This is a genomic window from Pseudomonas sp. MF08875 (genome assembly GCF_059862525.1).
In genome coordinates this window covers 157,064-173,183 of sequence record NZ_JCBCUW010000001.1, presented here as the reverse complement: position 1 = coordinate 173,183, position 16,120 = coordinate 157,064, and the positions used below count along the sequence as shown (strand labels likewise).

The window sequence follows — 16,120 nt, the reverse complement described above, 5'->3', positions numbered from 1 at the left end:
GATGGGTTTCAATCTTTCCGCGTGGGCGTTGCGTAATCGCCAGATCGTACTGTTCCTGATGCTGTTGCTGGCGGTTGTTGGCGCCTTGTCCTACACCAAGTTGGGGCAAAGCGAAGACCCGCCGTTCACCTTCAAGGCCATGGTCATTCGTACCCAATGGCCCGGGGCCACGGCCGAGGAAGTTTCGCGCCAGGTTACCGAGCGCATTGAAAAGAAGCTGATGGAAACCGGCGAGTACGAGCGCATTGTCTCGTTCTCGCGCCCCGGCGAATCCCAGGTGACCTTCATGGCCCGCGACTCCATGCACTCGGTGCAGGTGCCGGAGCTGTGGTACCAGGTGCGCAAGAAGATCAGCGACATCCGCCACACCTTGCCGTCCGGTATCCAGGGGCCGTTTTTCAACGATGAATTCGGCACCACCTTTGGCAATATCTACGCCCTGACCGGCAGCGGTTTCGACTACGCGGTGCTCAAGGACTACGCCGACCGCATCCAGATCCAGCTGCAACGGGTCAAGGACATCGGCAAGGTCGAGCTGCTGGGCTTGCAGGACGAGAAGATCTGGATCGAGCTGTCCAACCTCAAACTCGCCACCCTCGGCCTGCCTTTGGCTGCGGTGCAGCAGGCCTTGCAGGAGCAGAACGCGGTGTCTACTGCCGGGTTTTTCGAGACCAGCAGCGAGCGTTTGCAGCTACGGGTGTCGGGGAATTTTCAGACGGTAGAAGAGATCAAGTCCTTCCCGATCCGCGTGGGTGATCGCACGTTCCGCATCTCCGATGTGGCGGATGTGCGTCGCGGTTTCAACGACCCGCCCGCGCCGCGCATGCGCTTCATGGGCGAAGACGCCATTGGCCTGGCCGTGGCCATGAAAGAGGGCGGCGATATCCTGGTGCTGGGCAAGGCGCTGGAAGTGGAGTTCGCCCGCGTCCAGAAAAACCTCCCCGCCGGCATGGAGTTGCGCAAGGTCTCCGACCAACCGGCAGCGGTGAAGACCGGCGTCGGCGAGTTCGTGCGGGTACTGGTGGAGGCCCTGGTGATCGTGCTGCTGGTGAGCTTCTTCTCCCTCGGCGTGCGTACCGGCATGGTGGTGGCCCTGGCGATTCCGCTGGTGTTGGCCATGACCTTTGCCAGCATGTATTACCTGGGCATCGGCCTGCACAAGATCTCCCTCGGTGCTCTGGTGCTGGCGTTGGGCCTGCTGGTGGACGACGCGATCATTGCTGTCGAGATGATGGCCATCAAGATGGAGCAGGGCTACGACCGCATCAAGGCCGCCAGCTACGCCTGGACCAGCACCGCGTTCCCCATGCTCACCGGCACCCTGATTACCGCGGCCGGGTTCCTGCCGATTGCCACCGCGCAGTCCGGCACCGGCGAGTACACCCGTTCGATTTTCCAGGTGGTGACCATCGCGCTGCTGGCCTCCTGGGTCGCGGCCGTGGTGTTCGTGCCGTACCTGGGTGAGAAGCTGCTGCCAGACCTGGCCAAGCTGCACGCCGCCAAGCACGGCACCACCGATGGCGCCACCGACCCTTACGGCACGCCGTTTTACCAGCGCGTGCGGCGGGTGGTGGAGTGGTGTGTGCGCCGGCGTAAAACGGTGATCGGCCTGACTATCGTGTTGTTCGTCGCCTCGGTGGTGCTGTTCCGCTTCGTGCCCCAGCAGTTCTTCCCGGCCTCCGGGCGGCTGGAGCTGATGGTCGACCTGAAACTGGCCGAGGGCGTGTCCCTGAGCAACACCGCCGAGCAGGTCAAGCGCCTGGAAGCCTTGCTCAAGGACCACGCCGGCATCGACAACTATGTGGCCTACGTGGGCACCGGTTCGCCGCGTTTCTACCTGCCCCTGGACCAACAACTGCCGGCGGCGAGCTTCGCCCAGTTCGTGGTGCTGGCCAAGACCATCGAAGACCGCGAAAGCCTGCGCACCTGGCTGATCGAGACCCTCAACGAGCAGTTCCCGATGATGCGCTCGCGGGTTACGCGCCTGGAAAACGGCCCGCCCGTGGGCTACCCGGTGCAGTTCCGGGTGACCGGCGAGCACATCGAAGAGGTGCGCGCCCTGGCCCGCAAAGTGGCGGCCAAGGTGCGCGAGAACCCCCATGTGGTCAACGTGCACCTGGATTGGGAAGAACCGAGCAAAGTGGTGTACCTCAACATCGACCAGGACCGCGCCCGCGCCCTGGGCGTGAGCACCGCCAACTTGGCCAAGTTCCTGCAAAGCTCGCTCACCGGGTCGGCCGTCAGCCAATACCGCGAAGACAACGAGTTGATCGAGATCCTGCTGCGCGGCACCGTTCACGAACGCACTGAGCTGTCGTTGCTGCCAAGCCTGGCGGTGCCCACCGATAACGGCAAAAGCGTGGCGCTGTCGCAGATCGCCACCCTGGAGTACGGCTTCGAGGAAGGCATCATCTGGCACCGCAACCGCTTGCCCAACGTCACGGTGCGCGCCGATATCTACGACAAAGAGCAACCGGCCACCCTGGTCAAGCAGATCCTGCCGACCCTGGAGCCGATCCGCGCCGAACTGCCAGATGGCTATTTGCTGGACGTGGGTGGCACGGTGGAAGACTCCACCCGTGGGCAGAACTCGGTGAAGGCCGGCGTGCCGCTGTTCATCGTGGTGGTGCTGACCCTGCTGATGCTGCAACTGCGCAGCTTCTCGCGCACCTTCATGGTGTTCTTGACCGCGCCATTGGGGTTGATCGGGGTGACGTTGTTCCTGATGGTGTTCCGCCAGCCGTTCGGCTTCGTGGCCATGTTGGGCACCATCGCGTTGTCGGGGATGATTATGCGTAACTCGGTGATCCTGGTGGACCAGATCGAGCAGGACATCAAGGCCGGGTTGCGCCCATGGCAAGCCATCATCGAAGCCACGGTGCGGCGTTTCCGCCCCATCGTGCTTACCGCCCTGGCGGCGGTGCTGGCGATGATCCCGCTGTCACGCAGCGTGTTCTTCGGGCCGATGGCAGTGGCCATCATGGGTGGCCTGATCGTCGCCACGGCCCTGACCCTGCTGTTTTTGCCAGCGCTGTATGCGGCGTGGTTCAGGGTCAAGAAGGAAGCCGCCTAAAGGCCGCAGGCCCTTGTGGTAGCCACCTCTGTGGGGCGGGCTTGCTCGCGATAGCGATCTGATAGCCGACAGGGATGTTGGCTGTGCTGCCGCCATCGCGGGCAGCGCCCGCCCCACAGTTGAACTGTGGGGCGGGTGGCTCTGTGGGAGAGAGCCTGCTCGCGATGGCGGCACGCAGTGGCGGTGACGAATGGTAGGGCTAAGACAGTTGCTCCCACAGTTGCCCCTTCATTTTCCTCAAGGCTTTACAGCGTCCCAAACACCTTCTTCGCCAAACTAGTGGCAGCGGCCGCCGGGTTTTGGCGGATGTTGGCTTCTTGCTTGCCGATCATCTCGAACAAGCCGTTGAGGGCCTGTTCGGTCACGTAGCCTTCGATATTCGCGCTCTTGGCGTCCAGCACGCCCAGGGTCGCGGCTTGCCCGGCAAAGGCGTTGTACTGCTGCGCCAGGCCCACTTTGTCGGTGGCTTGCTTGACGATGGGCAGGAACTTGGCGCGGATCTGCTCGCGGCTGGTCTTGCTCAGGTATTGGGTGGCCGAGTCTTCGCCGCCGCTGAGGATGCCCTTGGCGTCGTCCACGGTCATCTTCTTCACCGCGTCCACCAGCAGCGCCTGGGCCTGCGGCACGGCGGCTTCGGCGGCTTTGTTCATGCTGGTTTCCAGTTCGTCGACCTGGGCGCCCATGCCGAACTGCTTCATTTTCTTGGCGACCTTGCCCAGTTTGCCCGGCAGTTCGATTTTCACTTCGGGGTTATTGCTAAAGCCCCCGGGTGCGCCCAATTGCTTGACGGCGATTTGCGCGCCCTGGGTCAAGGCGTCCTTGAGCCCGCCAGTGGCGTCTTTTTGCGACAGGTCGCTCAGGGACAAGGCCAGCGCACTGGCGCTGACCAACAGGCCAGCACACAGGCCGGCAAAACGAAGGGAGGGACGGAGCATGGCGGTTTCCTTGGGCGGCAGGGGTGGTTAACGGACTTGATCGACGCGTACTTTCAATGGCTGCGGGTCTTGGCCATTGAGTTGCACGGCGTGGTGCTCGGTGGTGATGAACAGCAACTTGCCATCGGCCTCGATGCGGGCGCTGACCGAGTAGCGATGGCCGGGCTCCACCAGCAACGGATCGTAAGTGAGGTGGAACGGCAGCGGCACCTGGCCTTTGATCGGCCCGCTCTGCTGGTCGAGGACCCGCGCCGGGGCGTCGGCCAGGGACACGTCTTGCAGGCTGACACTGAGGGTGGCGTTAGGCGGCAGCGCGATGCGTTGCAGGTAGAAGACTTCGCCGTCGAGGCTGGCCTTGGCGGCCGGGGTCGGGCTCTGGCAGGCGCTGAGCAGCGCGGCGAGGGCAAGCAGGGAGAGTTTTTTCATCGCAGGGTTCCTTATCGTGGGCGCCTTACCAAACAGGCGCCTACGACAATCTAGCGGATTTGCGCCGCCAGGGGCCTACCGATTCACTCCAGCTCTGCCGCGTCCTCGCTGCGGTGCAGGGCCACCTGACGGATCGACAGGCGGATTTCCGCCGGCAATACGCGCTTGGCCGCGCCTTCGGCCAACTCGCCGAGCATGGGGTGGTAGCTGAGTTTGCCGGCCTCGTCGCGGCGCAGCACTCCTTGGTCGAGCAGGGTCTGGATGAAGTGGCGGAACAGGCTCTTGTCGAAGAATTCCGGGGCGTTAAGGCCATGCAGGATCGATAGGCGCTGGGCCATGACGGTGCACAGGTCTTCCAGTTCTTCGGCGCTGATGCTGTTCTGGCCGCTGTTGAGCAGCAACGAGATGGCCATATAGAAGCGTTGCAGGGTCTGGGCGATGCTCTTGGACAGCAGGGTCAGTAGCACGAAGTGCCGCGAACTCGGCGCCGGGCGCAGGTAGGCGTCTTTCTCGAAGCGCAGCAGGCCTTGCTCAACGAACGCCTCCAGCCATTGGTCGACCACCGCGTCCAGTTCTTCCAGCGACCACCGGATGAACAACTCCGATTGCAGGTACGGATACAGCGCACGGGTGTAGCGCAGGATCTGTTCGCGGCTCATGCGCGAGGTGCTCTGGAAGAAACTGGCGAGCAACGCCGGCAGGGCGAAGATGTGCAGCACGTTATTGCGGTAGTAGGTCATCAGGACGGCGTTCTGCTCGTCCAGGTAGTGGATTTTGCCCAGGGCGTCGCTCTGCTCGGCCAACAGGTTCATGCCCTTGACGTGCTCGATCAGCGCCCGCCCGTCGCCTTCGGGCAGCGTGGTGTGGGGCGAGTAGGGCACCCGGCGCAGCAGCGCCAGGTACAGGTCCAGCACCCGCGCCATCGCTCGGTCGTCCAGGGCCAGGCGCGTGGTGGAGAGCAGCGCCAGGGCCACCAGGTTGACCGGGTTGACCGCCGCCGCTTCGTTGAGGTGGCGCGCCACGCGCTCGCCGAGGCGATGGGTGGTTTCGCTCAGCCACGCCGGTTTGAACTGCGGGCCCAGGTCCTGGCTGCGCCAGCCCGGTTGTTCGCTGTCAAGGAACTGCGCCAGTTTGATCGGCTCGCCGAAGTTCACCGCCACTTGGCCAAAACGCTGCTTAAGGGCGCCAATCACCTTGAAAATGTCGAAGATCGACTCTTTTTTCTTGCTCGCACCGCGTAATTCGCCCAGGTACGTGCGGCCTTCGAGCACCCGCTCATAGCCGATGTACACCGGCACGAACACGATGGGCATGCGCGAGGAGCGCAGGAAGCTGCGCAGGGTAATGGCCAGCATGCCGGTTTTCGGTTGCAGCATGCGCCCGGTGCGCGAGCGCCCGCCCTCCACGAAGTATTCCACCGGGAAGCCTTTGGTGAACAACGTGTGCAGATATTCGTTGAACACCGAGGTATAGAGCGGATTGCCCTTGAACGTGCGGCGCATGAAAAACGCCCCGCCACGGCGCAGCAGGCTGCCGATCACCGGCATGTTGAGGTTGATCCCGGCGGCAATGTGCGGCGGGGTCAGGTCATTGCGAAACAGCAGGTAGGACAGCAGCAGGTAGTCGATATGGCTGCGGTGGCACGGTACGTAGATCACCTCATGCCCCGGCGCGATCTGCTGCACGCCCTCGATATTGTTGACCTTGATGCCGTCGTAGATTTTGTTCCAGAACCAGCTCAACACCACTTCCAGGAAGCGGATGGCGGTGAAGGTGTAGTCCGAGGCGATTTCGTTGCCGTAGCGCAAGGCCAGGGCCTTGGCTTTGTCGGGCGAGATGTTCTCGCGCTCGGCTTCGTCGAGGATCGCCTGTTTGACCAACGGCTGGTTGAGCAAGCCCTTGACCAGGTTGCGGCGGTGGGAAATGTCCGGGCCGATCACCGCGCTTTTGAGGTGGCGAAAGTGCACCCGCAAAATGCGCTGGGCCATGCGCACGGTGCGTTCGTGGCCCTTGTTGTGTTCGATCAGTTCGCGCAGGTGGATGGGCGCGGAGAACTGCACGCGGGTCTTGCGGCCCAGGATCATGATGCTCAGCAAGCGGCGCAGGCGCCCGGTGACCGCCCAACTGTCGGCGAACAGCAGCTTCCAAGGGCTGGACTCACTGCCCGGCGATTGCCCCCAGAACACACTGACCGGAATGATCTGCGCGTCTTCGGCGGCGTTCTGGGTCAGGGTGCTGACCAGCCGGGTGAGGGTCGGCGGCGCGCCGCGTTTGTCCTGGCGGCCCAGCCAGTCGGGCTCGGGCGTGAGGTAGAAAAACGCCGCCGGCTCCATCAGGTTGCCCACCGACACCGGCAATACCGGGCGCGGCAGGCCGGCCTTGGTGCACTCGGTATCGAGCACGGCCAGGTCGGTCAGCGAAGGGTTTTGCAGGACGTAGAACACCGGACGACTGCGGTCGAGGTTGAGGGTGAAGGACGACTGGTTGATCGTTTCCGAGCGCACCCAGAGGTACAACAGTCGGCGCAAGGTGCCAAACACAAGACGGCGGAACGGGGAGCGGGTCATACGGCTTCTGCATGAGTTAAAAAAAACCGAGCGGGCGCTCGGGCCGCTAGTGTGCCGTATCCGCGGAAAATCGGCAAAAAAGCGGCGAATGAGCGGGGAATATCGCGACAGGGCGGGCACAGCGCCCTGTGGGAGCGAGCTTGTTCGCGAGGGCGGTACATCTTTCAACACGGATGTTGGCTGGGTGGGCGTTATCGCCAGCAGGCTGGCTCCCGCAGTGGTGACTGTTGGCGGTGTTGTCGCGGGGCTTACTGAAGGAACTGCGCGAAATTCACCCCGGTACCCGCCGGGCGCACGTCTTCGAGGTAGGCGTCCTTGTCGGCGCTCAGTTCCAGGCTCACCGTGGATTTGCGCTTGCCTTCGTTGCGTACCACCAGGCCTTCCATTTTTTCGCGCAGGAACACAGTGGGCACTTTCAGGTGCAGCAACTGGTCGCTGGCGGGGCTGTGCAGCAGCAAGTGAATCCACTCGTATTGGCCGATGGCCAGGCGCGCCAGGGGTATATCGAACCACCAGATGTTCTTGTTGCGGTTCAACTCGGTGAAGTGGCAGTTGTTGACGCCCAGCACGGCACCGCCCAGTTCCTGGTTTCTGCGGGCAATGGCCTGCGCTTTATTGAGTTTCATGACATACCTGCACGGTTGGATCTTCGGCGCGTGGCCGCAAATAAGGTGCGCATTCTCGGGGGTTGCGCCGCAAACATAAAGCCCAACCTGCGCCGGGCCTTGAAAAGCCGCCGGGAAAATAAATGAAACTTGCCCAGAACGCTCCCGGTCAACCTTTACGCAAGCACTCGAATCACCCGGATAGTTACCAGGAGAATCACCATGAGTAGCACCAGCGATAAAGTCAAAGGCATGGCCAACGAAGCGGTCGGCAACGTCAAGCAAGGCGTGGGCAAGGCCACCGATAACGACAAACTGCGTGCCGAAGGCAAAGCCCAGGAATTGAAGGGCGAAGCGCAACAGGCTGTCGGCAAAACCAAGGACGCCATCAAGAAAGGCGTCGATAAGGCGTAAGTTGAAGTGCGTTTTAGTGTCACTGAGCGGCCATCCTTGGATGGCCGCTTTTGTAGGTGCAATGAACCGAAACTGTAGGCATGAGGTCAATTAGGCTACTTTGGTGTAGAACATCCGCTTTCAAAAACCACCCGAATAAACGCCCTTGAGTCGCCCCCGACTTCACACCTTTTTGCGGCGAAAGGAGACGCTATGATTTTCCCGGATTTGAAAGGCCTGCCCCTGCACCGCGTGATGCTGCGTACGGTCACGGAGTTCGTTGACGACGAAATGTCCACCTACGCCTCGGCGCTGGCCTATCAGATGCTGTTTTCCCTGTTCCCCTTCCTGCTGTTCCTGATCGCCCTGATCGGTTTCCTGCATTTACCGGATTTCTTCTCCTGGTTGCGCCTGCAATCGGAACTGGTGCTGCCGCCCCAGGCCCTGGAGCAGGTCAACCCGGTCATCGACCAACTCCAGCAATCGAAGGGCGGCCTGCTCTCGGTGGGTATCGTTATTGCCCTGTGGACCGCCTCGGCGGGCGTGCGCCTGATGATGAGCGCGATGAACGCCGCCTACGACGTGGTCGAGGGCCGGCCGATCTGGAAGCGCTTTCCGCTGTCGATTTTCTACACCGTAGGCATCGCCGGCATGCTGCTGGCCGCCGCCGCGCTGATGGTGCTAGGGCCGCAGGTGATGGCTTGGGTAGCCGGGCAGGTGGGCATGGAAGATTTCATCGTTACCCTCTGGACCGTGCTGCGTTGGCCGCTGATCGTGATTTTGCTGATGGTGGCCGTGGCGTTGATCTACTACGTGATGCCGGACGTACAGCAGGAATTTCGCTTCATCACCCCAGGTTCCGTGCTGGCGGTGGTGGTGTGGATCATCGCGTCCCTGGGCTTTGGCTACTACGTGAAAACCTTCGCTGACTACAACGCCATGTATGGCAGTATCGGCGCGATCATCGTATTGCTGCTGTACTTCTATATCTCCGCCGCGGTGCTGTTGCTGGGGGCGGAAATGAACGCAGTGATCGAGCACATGTCGGCCGATGGCAAAAATCCTGGTGAGAAGGACATGCCTGGGCACGGCGAAAAACAACACGTGTCGGGGCTGGGCCGGGACCACTCGCTCAAGCCGACCACAGACGAAGCCTGAAGATGATCCGTGAAATCCTGAAAATGGGCGACGAACGCCTGCTGCGCATCGCGCCACCCGTCCCGCCGCACATGTTCGACAGCGCCGAGTTGTGGCAACTGATCGACGACATGTTCCAGACCATGGAACACGTCGGCGGTGTTGGCCTGGCCGCGCCCCAGGTGGGCGTCAACCTGCAACTGGTGGTGTTCGGCTTCGAACACAGCGAGCGCTACCCGGACGCCGAGGCAGTGCCGCAGACCATCCTGATAAACCCGCTGATTACGCCCCTGGCGCCGCCCCTCGAAGAGGGTTTCGAGGGCTGCCTGTCGGTGCCCGGGCTGCGGGGTGCGGTGCAGCGCTACCAGCACATCCGCTACGAAGGCTTCGACCCCAAGGGCGAGCCGATCGTGCGCATGGCCTCGGGCTTTCACGCGCGGGTGGTGCAGCACGAGTGCGATCACCTGATCGGGCGCCTGTACCCGTCGCGCATCAGCGATTTCAGCAAGTTCGGCTTTATTGACGTGATGTTCCCGGACCTGCCGCACGGCACGCTGGAGTAGCTTGCAGCGCCACCAGCGCCTTGTTGCGCCGGTAGCGCGCCAACCGTTCGGCCAGGGCCTGGGGCAGGGCGCACTGGCTGCAAAACCCCAGTTTTTCGTAGAAGCCTTGCAAGTCCGGGTGGCAGAACAGCCACACCGGGCCGTCGAGCGGGGCGATAGCCTGTGCCACCAGGCCACTGGCGATCTGCCGGCCACGGTAGGCCGGGTCAACGAACAACCCGGTCAGCCAATGCCCCTGTGCCATCGGCCGCAGGTTCAATGCAGCGACGATTTGCGCCTCTTTCGCCACCCACGAAACCCCTTCGCGGCTACTGCGCATGGCGGTGTCGTGGCTGCGGTAAAACTTGTTGAGCAAGGGCAGGTGCAGGTCGGGCAATGCTTGGAAATTCAGCTCGGGCATGGTTTTAGAGGGCTTTTTCGGGGAACTGGGCAGTTAAATCGGGCAAATGGCATTCTGCCAGGCAATTGGTGTTATACCTCAACGTTACCTTCCCGTATGAGTGGAGCACGCATCATGGCCAAAGGCATGGATTCAAAGAAAGCCGCGAAAAAGAAACCGGCAAAAACCGCCGACGAAAAACGCGCCGATAAAAAAGCCAAGAAGGTCGGCGTTTTTGGCCACTGATAGATCCTCGCGCCAAGCCCGTTTGTCGGGCTTGGCCTTAGTTTGCCCAGGCAAACTTCCCTCGATAATGGCCGACTAGCTTGCGCCTGAGCAAAAGTGGCGAGGAGCTATGGCTGGAGGCCCGCTACAGGCCGGTGCTGGGCCCGGACCGGCAAGTGCACCGCGTGCTTAAAGTGGCCTCCAATATCAGCGAACGGATCAACCTGGAACACGAAAACCCAACGCCATCGGCCGCGCCCTGGCGGTCAGGTTGGCTGTGCCAGCCTCATCGCTGACGAGCCCACTCCCACGCAAGCCCTCCCCAGCAACCGCTACACCGCCGCCATGCCCTCACTCTTGAGCTTCATCTCTTGCTCGCTCGTGACCTTGGCGAACTCTATTTCTTCGGCCATGCGCTTGGCGATTTTCTGCTCGATATCGAACTGCACCGCCGGCGGCATGGCTTTGATCTCTTCTTCGGTGAGGTTCATTTCCAGGAGGAGCTTGGCCCGCAGGCGCTGTTCGGGCGTCTGGTGCATGTATTCGAGAAAATCCTTGAGGGCGTTGCTCTGCTTGCTGCCGTCGGTGGCGTGGGTGGCCGCTTCGGCTTTGGCGGTGGGCGGCACCTTGGTGGTGGCTGCGCTGTTCTGCACGCTGTGCAGCACGGCGTTGAACTGGGTGCTAGCCGCCGCCGAGGTGGCGGGGTCTTTGTCGGGGCGGATGCCCAGTTGCAGCACCGGGCTGGTCTGAACGTTGAGTGACATGATTCAAATCCTTGAACGATGGGAACGCCAAGGCCTGGAGCAAATTGCGTGCCTGCCCCGCAAAGCCCCGGTTTCATGGGGTTTTGCCGGGGCCGGGCGGTGAGGGTTTTCCCCTGGGCGGAAGGCTTTTGCCGCTGTCAGGCCGGGTCGGGCAGGGCCGAGGCGGGCAGGCCGAACACGCGGTCGAACAGCCAGTTGAAGGCAAAGGTGTAGCAGGGGATGAACAGAATCAGGGCCAGGTCCAGGAGGAAGGCGGCCCAGAGGCTGATGCCCATCCACCCGGCAATCAACGGGATCAGGAACACGATCAGCGTCAACTGGAACCCCACTGCGTGGGCGATGCGCCGCTTGACGGTGCGGGTGCGCGACGGCTGGCGGCTTTCCCAGCGCTCGAACAGGGTGGTGTAGATGAAGTTCCAGGCCACCGCGATGCTGGTGATGACCACCGCCAGCGGCCCGGTGCTGCTTGGCGAAGTGCCGGACAGCAGCGCCAGGCCGAGGGCGGAGAAGGTCATGCCGAACACCTCGAACAACGAGACATAGACCAGTTTGCGTTTGACGCCTTGCATGGGGGATTCCTTGTGCGCGTGATGGGGGCCAGGCTTTTTTGTGGGCAGGGCTGGCGCTGGGCGCAGAAGGTAGCTTCAATGCGGCTGATAGAAAAAGTCAGTAGCTTTCAGTTTTATTGATAGGTGGTGCCGTGAGTTTCAGCCCTTCGAGTATTGAATTGTTCCTTGCCGTGATCGAACGCGGCTCGTTTTCTGCCGCCGCCCGGGCCTTGGGCAAGGTGCCGTCGGCGGTGAGCATGGGTATCGCCAACCTGGAGGCCGAGTTGGGGTACGCCCTGTTTGACCGCAGCCACCGCGAACCCCAGCCCACGGCGCTGGCCAATGCCCTGGTGCCCCATGCGCGGTTGATCGCCGAGCAGCTCAAGCAACTGCAAGTGCACGCGTTGCAGTTGTCGTTGGGGTTGGAGAGCAAGTTATCCATCGGCGTGGTGGCGGATATTGGCCCTTCGCGATTGCTGGCGGCCATTAAGGTGATTGCCCAGCGCCATCCCTTGTTGGACATCGAAGTGCTGACCTCGCCCCAGGACGATGTCCTGCATTTGCTGCACAGCGGCCGCGTCAGTGTGTGCCTGGCCTTCGCCGGGTTGGCGGTGAACGTGTTGGAGCGTTTCCAGTTCATTGGCAGCGAGCAACTGGTGGCCACCATCGGCGCCGCCCACCCGGCGTTTGCCGGGGCGCATGGGCCGCTGTACCTGGAAGACCTGGTGAACGTGCGCCAGATCCTCGTCGCCAGCCGCGACCTGCCCCTGGCCGACGCCCGGCCGCTGGTGGCCGAGTCGTACTGGCGCACCGATAGCCTGGCAATGGCCCTGGACATGGTGGAAAGCGGCATCGGTTGGGGCAACTTCCCCCTCTCGGTGGTGGCGCCGCTGCTGGCCGCCGGGCGGCTCAAACGCCTGGATTTTCACAACACCGAAAACGGCCTGCTGCTGCCGTTGCACGTGGTGTGGCTGAAAAACCAACCCCTGGGCAAAGGCGCCGCTGCCTTCGTGCAACTGCTGACCCCACCGTTGTTGTAGCCAGCGGGCGAGCCCGCCTCCTATAAAAAAGGCAACGTCGTCGGTGTTTTCCACGCCTATAAGGCGCTTCTGAGCCACGCCAACAATGCCGTCATGGCGCCGTCGGGCTCCGGGGTTTGCCGGCGCAGGAGGTAGTAGGCGCTGCCATCGGGAACAAAGCCCCAGGGCGCCACCAGCAGGCCCGATTGCAGGTCGTCGCGCACCAGTTGCCACGGGGCAATTGCCAGGCCGAGCCCGGCCACGGCCGCTTGCAGGCTGAAGTAGAAATGCTCGAAGACTTGCTCCGCGGGCTCTGGCGTCGGGCTGGCGGTGGCTTCGAGCCAATGGCTCCAGGCCTGGGGCCGGGTGGCGCTGTGCAGGCGCGGGGCGTCGCGGGCCAGCCGGGGCTGGCCGTTGTGCAGGGGCGCCCAGTGCGCGGATCGGTCGGGGCGGCACACCGGGCCGACGCTTTCGTCGAACAGCCAATCGGCGTGGGCATCGGCGGGCCAAGGGAAATCCTGGCGGCGAATGGCCAGGTCGATACCGTCCTTGAACGAAAACGGCCCGCCCCCGGCCACCAGTTGCAGGCTGATGCCCGGGTGGGCGGCGTAGAACGCCGGAATCCGTGGGATCAGCCAACGCATCAGCAAGGTTGGCTCGCAGGACAGCACCAGCGGCGCGCTCGGGCTGGGGGTACGCAAGCGGCGGGCGGTGGTTTCCAGTTGATCGAAGGCGTTCTCCACCGTTTGCAGCAGTTCACGCCCGGCGTCAGTGAGAAACACTCGGTGGCTGCGGCGCTCGAACAGGGCCGTTTGTAGGTCGTCCTCCAAGGCCCGTACGGCGCGGCTGATGGCCCCGTGGGTGAGGTGCAGCGCGGCGGCGGCGCGGGTGAAACTCTCCAGGCGCGCGGCCATCTCGAAGCAACGCAGGGCGCTGAGGGGCGGCAGGCGGCGCTTGGCAGTCTGTGAGTTTTTATCACCGAGAGTGTCAGTTTTCATCGTTCGCCTGGCCGCCCTGTAGCCATTAAAGTGTGGCGCTGATTCTATACCCCGGAGCGCGGCCCATGACTGAACTGTTAGTTGTAATCACCATCACCGTGCTGGCGGTGCTCAGCCCCGGGCCGGACTTTGCCATGGTCACCCGCAACAGCCTGCTGCTGTCGCGGCGCCACGGGGTGATGACGGCGCTGGGGATTGGCTTGGGGGTGATGGTCCATGTCGCCTACACCGTGCTTGGCGTGGGCTTGGTGGTGCGCGAGTCGCTGCTGCTGTTCACCGCGTTGAAAGTGGCGGGGGCGTTGTACCTGATCTACCTGGGCGTGCAGATGCTGCGCGCCAAGCCCCAGGCCGACGCGGCGGGGCAACTTGGCGCGGTGCAGCAGTCGCTGTGCAAGGCCTTGCGCACCGGGTTTTTGACCAATGCGCTGAACCCCAAGACGATGATTTTCGTGGTCAGCCTGTACCTGCAAGTGCTGCAACCGAACACGCCGCTGGCGCTGCAACTGGGTTACGGCGCGATCATCGTCGCCGCGCACTGGCTGTGGTTCGTGGCGCTGGCGCTGTTTTTTTCCGCGCCGGCCATTCGCAACCGCTTGATGGGCTACAAGCGGCGCATCGACCAGGTGTTCGGTGGCGTGCTGGTGGTGTTCGGCACCTTGCTGGGGCTGATGAGCGTGCGCGGCTAGGTGCTTTCGCGCACTTTGAGTTCAAAACCCATGTCCTGCACCGGTTGCGCCACGCGGTTGCCGGCCATCAGCACCAGCATCTGCTCGGCGGCGCGCCGGCCGATGGCTTCGCGCGGGGTGCTGATGCTGCTCAGGCGCGGCACCATGTGGGCCGAGGCGGGCAGGTCGTTGAAGCCCAGGATCGCCACGCGCCCGGGCACTTCGATGCCGCTGCGCAGGGCTTCGAGCAGGGCGCCGTGGGCCAGGTCGTCGTTGCCGAAGAAGATCGCGTCCACTTGCGGTTGGCTGGCCATCAGGTGCAGGAACAGTTCGCCGCCCAGGCCCACCGAGGAGGGCCGCGGGGTCAGCACTTCCAAGTCCGGGTTGTATAGGCCGGCCTGCTGCAAGCCGCGGCGAAAGCCCTCGCCGCGCAGCAGGGTGCGTTGGTCCAGTTGCGCGCCGATGTAGGCCAGGTGTTTGCGCCCGCGGGCAATCAGGTGGGCGGCGGCGGTTTCGCCCGCGCTGACTTGGGAGAAACCCACGCAATTGACCCCGGCGCCGGCGTCCAACTCCATCATGTACACGCACGGCACCTGGCTGGCGTCGATCATGCGCCGGGCGCTTTCGGTGCGGTCGAAACCGGTGAGTAACAGGCCTCGGGGCTGATAGGCCATGTAGTTGCGCAGCAGGTTTTCCTCTTCGTCGCGGCAATAGTGGTAGTTGCCGATCAGCACCTCGAAGCCCTTGGGCCGCAGCACCTGGTGGATGGCTTCCAGGGTGTCGATGAACAGCAGGTTGGACAGCGACGGCACCAGCACCACCACCGAATGGCTCTGGGCCGAGGCCAGGGCGCGGGCGGCAGGGTTGACCACGTAGTTGAGGTCCAGGGCGGCTTGGCGCACCTTTTCCACCAGCGCCGGGGCCACGGTGCTGATGCCGCGCAGGGCGCGGGACGCGGTGATGGGGCTGACGCCGGCCAGGCGTGCGACTTCATTGAGGGTAGGGCGGCCCGTGGTGCGGGGGTTTTTATCGTTTTTAGGGGAGGTCATCAGGCGGCTTGCCAAACAAAATTCGAGGCACTAAGGTAGCGCTGTCTCGATGTGCCTGCAATTGGCATGAACCGTGGGTTGCCTGATCCCGTTCCTGTCGGTCGAGACCCCCCCATAAAAACGAGAGAAAGCGCCGATAGGGCCTGTTTTTGCACCCGCATCAAATTCGCAAAGATAGCGCTGTCTGCGTTCTGAGGTGTTCCATGAGTCAACCCGTTACTGCTTTGGTCATCATGGGGGTCGCCGGTTGCGGCAAGTCCAGCGTGAGCCAGGCCATTTGCACCCTCAGCGGCGCCACCGGCATCGAAGGCGACACCTTTCACCCGGCCGCGAACATCGAAAAGATGAGCGCCGGCATCCCCTTGGACGACAACGACCGCGCCGGTTGGCTCGATAGCCTGTGCGCAGAGCTGCGCCGTGCCCTCGCGGCGGGCGAGCACCCGGTGCTGACCTGTTCGGCCCTCAAGCGCAGCTACCGCGAACGCCTGCGCAGCGCCTCGCCGGGGTTGGGTTTCGTATTTTTAGAATTGAGTCGCGAAGTGGCCGCCGACCGCGTGGCCCATCGCCCGGGGCATTTCATGCCTGCCACCTTGATCGACAGCCAGTTCGCCACCCTCGAATCACCGGTGGGCGAGCCGCGCACCCTGGCCCTTGATGCCTCGACCCACAGCGTCGAGCAACTGGCGAGCCAGGCCACCCGGTGGTGGATCGAACACGGCCTCACGCCGCGCGCCTGAGGCGCGGGGCAAAAAGATAGCGCTGTCTGGCAACCCA

17 protein-coding genes are annotated in these 16,120 nt (G+C 63.1%); 8 read left to right on the top strand and 9 right to left on the bottom strand.

Annotation, left to right across the window (positions count from 1 at the left end):
- The first annotated feature begins 1 nt into the window (after nt 1).
- The gene (locus AC19YT_RS00830; RefSeq protein ID WP_500609560.1) at nt 2-3,073 is read left to right on the top strand and encodes an efflux RND transporter permease subunit; all 3,072 of its coding nucleotides are present in this window, start codon (nt 2-4) and stop codon (nt 3,071-3,073) included.
- 245 nt (nt 3,074-3,318) lie between these two features.
- Here AC19YT_RS00830 and AC19YT_RS00825 read toward each other — a convergent pair whose 3' ends face one another.
- The 4 genes from AC19YT_RS00825 to AC19YT_RS00810 form a co-directional block, all read right to left on the bottom strand.
- Nucleotides 3,319-4,008, bottom strand: coding sequence for a DUF4197 domain-containing protein (locus AC19YT_RS00825; protein ID WP_095108120.1), 690 nt, complete (start codon nt 4,006-4,008; stop codon nt 3,319-3,321).
- 27 nt (nt 4,009-4,035) lie between these two features.
- Nucleotides 4,036-4,434 carry a YbaY family lipoprotein gene (locus AC19YT_RS00820; protein WP_095108121.1) on the bottom strand — a complete coding sequence of 133 codons (399 nt, stop codon included), beginning with the start codon at nt 4,432-4,434 and terminating at the stop codon, nt 4,036-4,038.
- A gap of 83 nt (nt 4,435-4,517) precedes the next feature.
- Nucleotides 4,518-7,001, bottom strand: a complete 2,484-nt coding sequence (gene plsB, locus AC19YT_RS00815; protein WP_500609559.1) for a glycerol-3-phosphate 1-O-acyltransferase PlsB — start codon at nt 6,999-7,001, stop codon at nt 4,518-4,520.
- Between the two features lie 248 nt (nt 7,002-7,249).
- Nucleotides 7,250-7,627, bottom strand: a complete 378-nt coding sequence (locus AC19YT_RS00810) for a hypothetical protein (RefSeq protein WP_095108123.1) — start codon at nt 7,625-7,627, stop codon at nt 7,250-7,252.
- Nucleotides 7,628-7,828: 201 nt separating this feature from the next.
- Between AC19YT_RS00810 and AC19YT_RS00805 the strand changes: the two genes are divergently transcribed.
- The 3 genes from AC19YT_RS00805 to def all read left to right on the top strand — a co-directional run bounded on the left by AC19YT_RS00805 (nt 7,829) and on the right by def (nt 9,699).
- Nucleotides 7,829-8,020, top strand: a complete 192-nt coding sequence (locus AC19YT_RS00805; RefSeq protein ID WP_095108124.1) for a CsbD family protein — start codon at nt 7,829-7,831, stop codon at nt 8,018-8,020.
- 192 nt (nt 8,021-8,212) lie between these two features.
- On the top strand, nt 8,213-9,157 hold the full coding sequence (locus tag AC19YT_RS00800; protein WP_095108125.1) for a YihY/virulence factor BrkB family protein: 945 nt from the start codon (nt 8,213-8,215) through the stop codon (nt 9,155-9,157).
- A gap of 2 nt (nt 9,158-9,159) precedes the next feature.
- On the top strand, nt 9,160-9,699 hold the full coding sequence (gene def / locus AC19YT_RS00795; RefSeq protein ID WP_500609558.1) for a peptide deformylase: 540 nt from the start codon (nt 9,160-9,162) through the stop codon (nt 9,697-9,699).
- Here the strand turns inward: def and AC19YT_RS00790 are convergent.
- A complete protein-coding gene (locus AC19YT_RS00790) occupies nt 9,653-10,099 on the bottom strand; it encodes a GNAT family N-acetyltransferase (protein WP_500596720.1) in 447 nt (148 codons plus the stop codon). The genes def and AC19YT_RS00790 overlap by 47 nt on opposite strands.
- 305 nt (nt 10,100-10,404) lie before the next feature.
- On the opposite strand from AC19YT_RS00790, the gene AC19YT_RS00785 reads away from it, so the two are divergent.
- Nucleotides 10,405-10,599: a hypothetical protein gene (locus AC19YT_RS00785; RefSeq protein WP_500609557.1), complete on the top strand. Its 195-nt coding sequence runs from the start codon at nt 10,405-10,407 to the stop codon at nt 10,597-10,599.
- Nucleotides 10,600-10,635: 36 nt separating this feature from the next.
- Here the strand turns inward: AC19YT_RS00785 and AC19YT_RS00780 are convergent, their stop codons facing one another.
- A complete protein-coding gene (locus tag AC19YT_RS00780) occupies nt 10,636-11,067 on the bottom strand; it encodes a hypothetical protein (RefSeq protein WP_500609556.1) in 432 nt (143 codons plus the stop codon).
- A 137-nt stretch (nt 11,068-11,204) separates the two neighbouring features.
- On the bottom strand, nt 11,205-11,636 hold the full coding sequence (locus AC19YT_RS00775) for a PACE efflux transporter (RefSeq protein ID WP_095108129.1): 432 nt from the start codon (nt 11,634-11,636) through the stop codon (nt 11,205-11,207).
- Nucleotides 11,637-11,767: 131 nt separating this feature from the next.
- Here AC19YT_RS00775 and AC19YT_RS00770 point away from each other — a divergent pair, with 131 nt between their 5' ends.
- Nucleotides 11,768-12,655, top strand: a complete 888-nt coding sequence (locus AC19YT_RS00770; RefSeq protein WP_500609555.1) for a LysR family transcriptional regulator — start codon at nt 11,768-11,770, stop codon at nt 12,653-12,655.
- 56 nt (nt 12,656-12,711) lie between these two features.
- On the opposite strand, the gene AC19YT_RS00765 is transcribed toward AC19YT_RS00770, so the two are convergent.
- Nucleotides 12,712-13,632 carry a LysR family transcriptional regulator gene (locus AC19YT_RS00765; RefSeq protein WP_500596714.1) on the bottom strand — a complete coding sequence of 307 codons (921 nt, stop codon included), beginning with the start codon at nt 13,630-13,632 and terminating at the stop codon, nt 12,712-12,714.
- Nucleotides 13,633-13,697: 65 nt separating this feature from the next.
- Between AC19YT_RS00765 and AC19YT_RS00760 the strand changes: the two genes are divergently transcribed.
- Complete coding sequence (locus tag AC19YT_RS00760) at nt 13,698-14,318, top strand: LysE family transporter (RefSeq protein ID WP_500609554.1); 621 nt, start codon at nt 13,698-13,700, stop codon at nt 14,316-14,318.
- Here AC19YT_RS00760 and gntR read toward each other — a convergent pair.
- Complete coding sequence (gene gntR / locus AC19YT_RS00755; RefSeq protein ID WP_500596712.1) at nt 14,315-15,346, bottom strand: HTH-type transcriptional regulator GntR; 1,032 nt, start codon at nt 15,344-15,346, stop codon at nt 14,315-14,317. The genes AC19YT_RS00760 and gntR overlap by 4 nt on opposite strands.
- Before the next feature lie 203 nt (nt 15,347-15,549).
- On the opposite strand from gntR, the gene AC19YT_RS00750 reads away from it, so the two are divergent.
- Nucleotides 15,550-16,083, top strand: coding sequence for a gluconokinase (locus AC19YT_RS00750; RefSeq protein WP_095108134.1), 534 nt, complete (start codon nt 15,550-15,552; stop codon nt 16,081-16,083).
- The last annotated feature ends 37 nt before the right edge of the window (nt 16,084-16,120 follow it).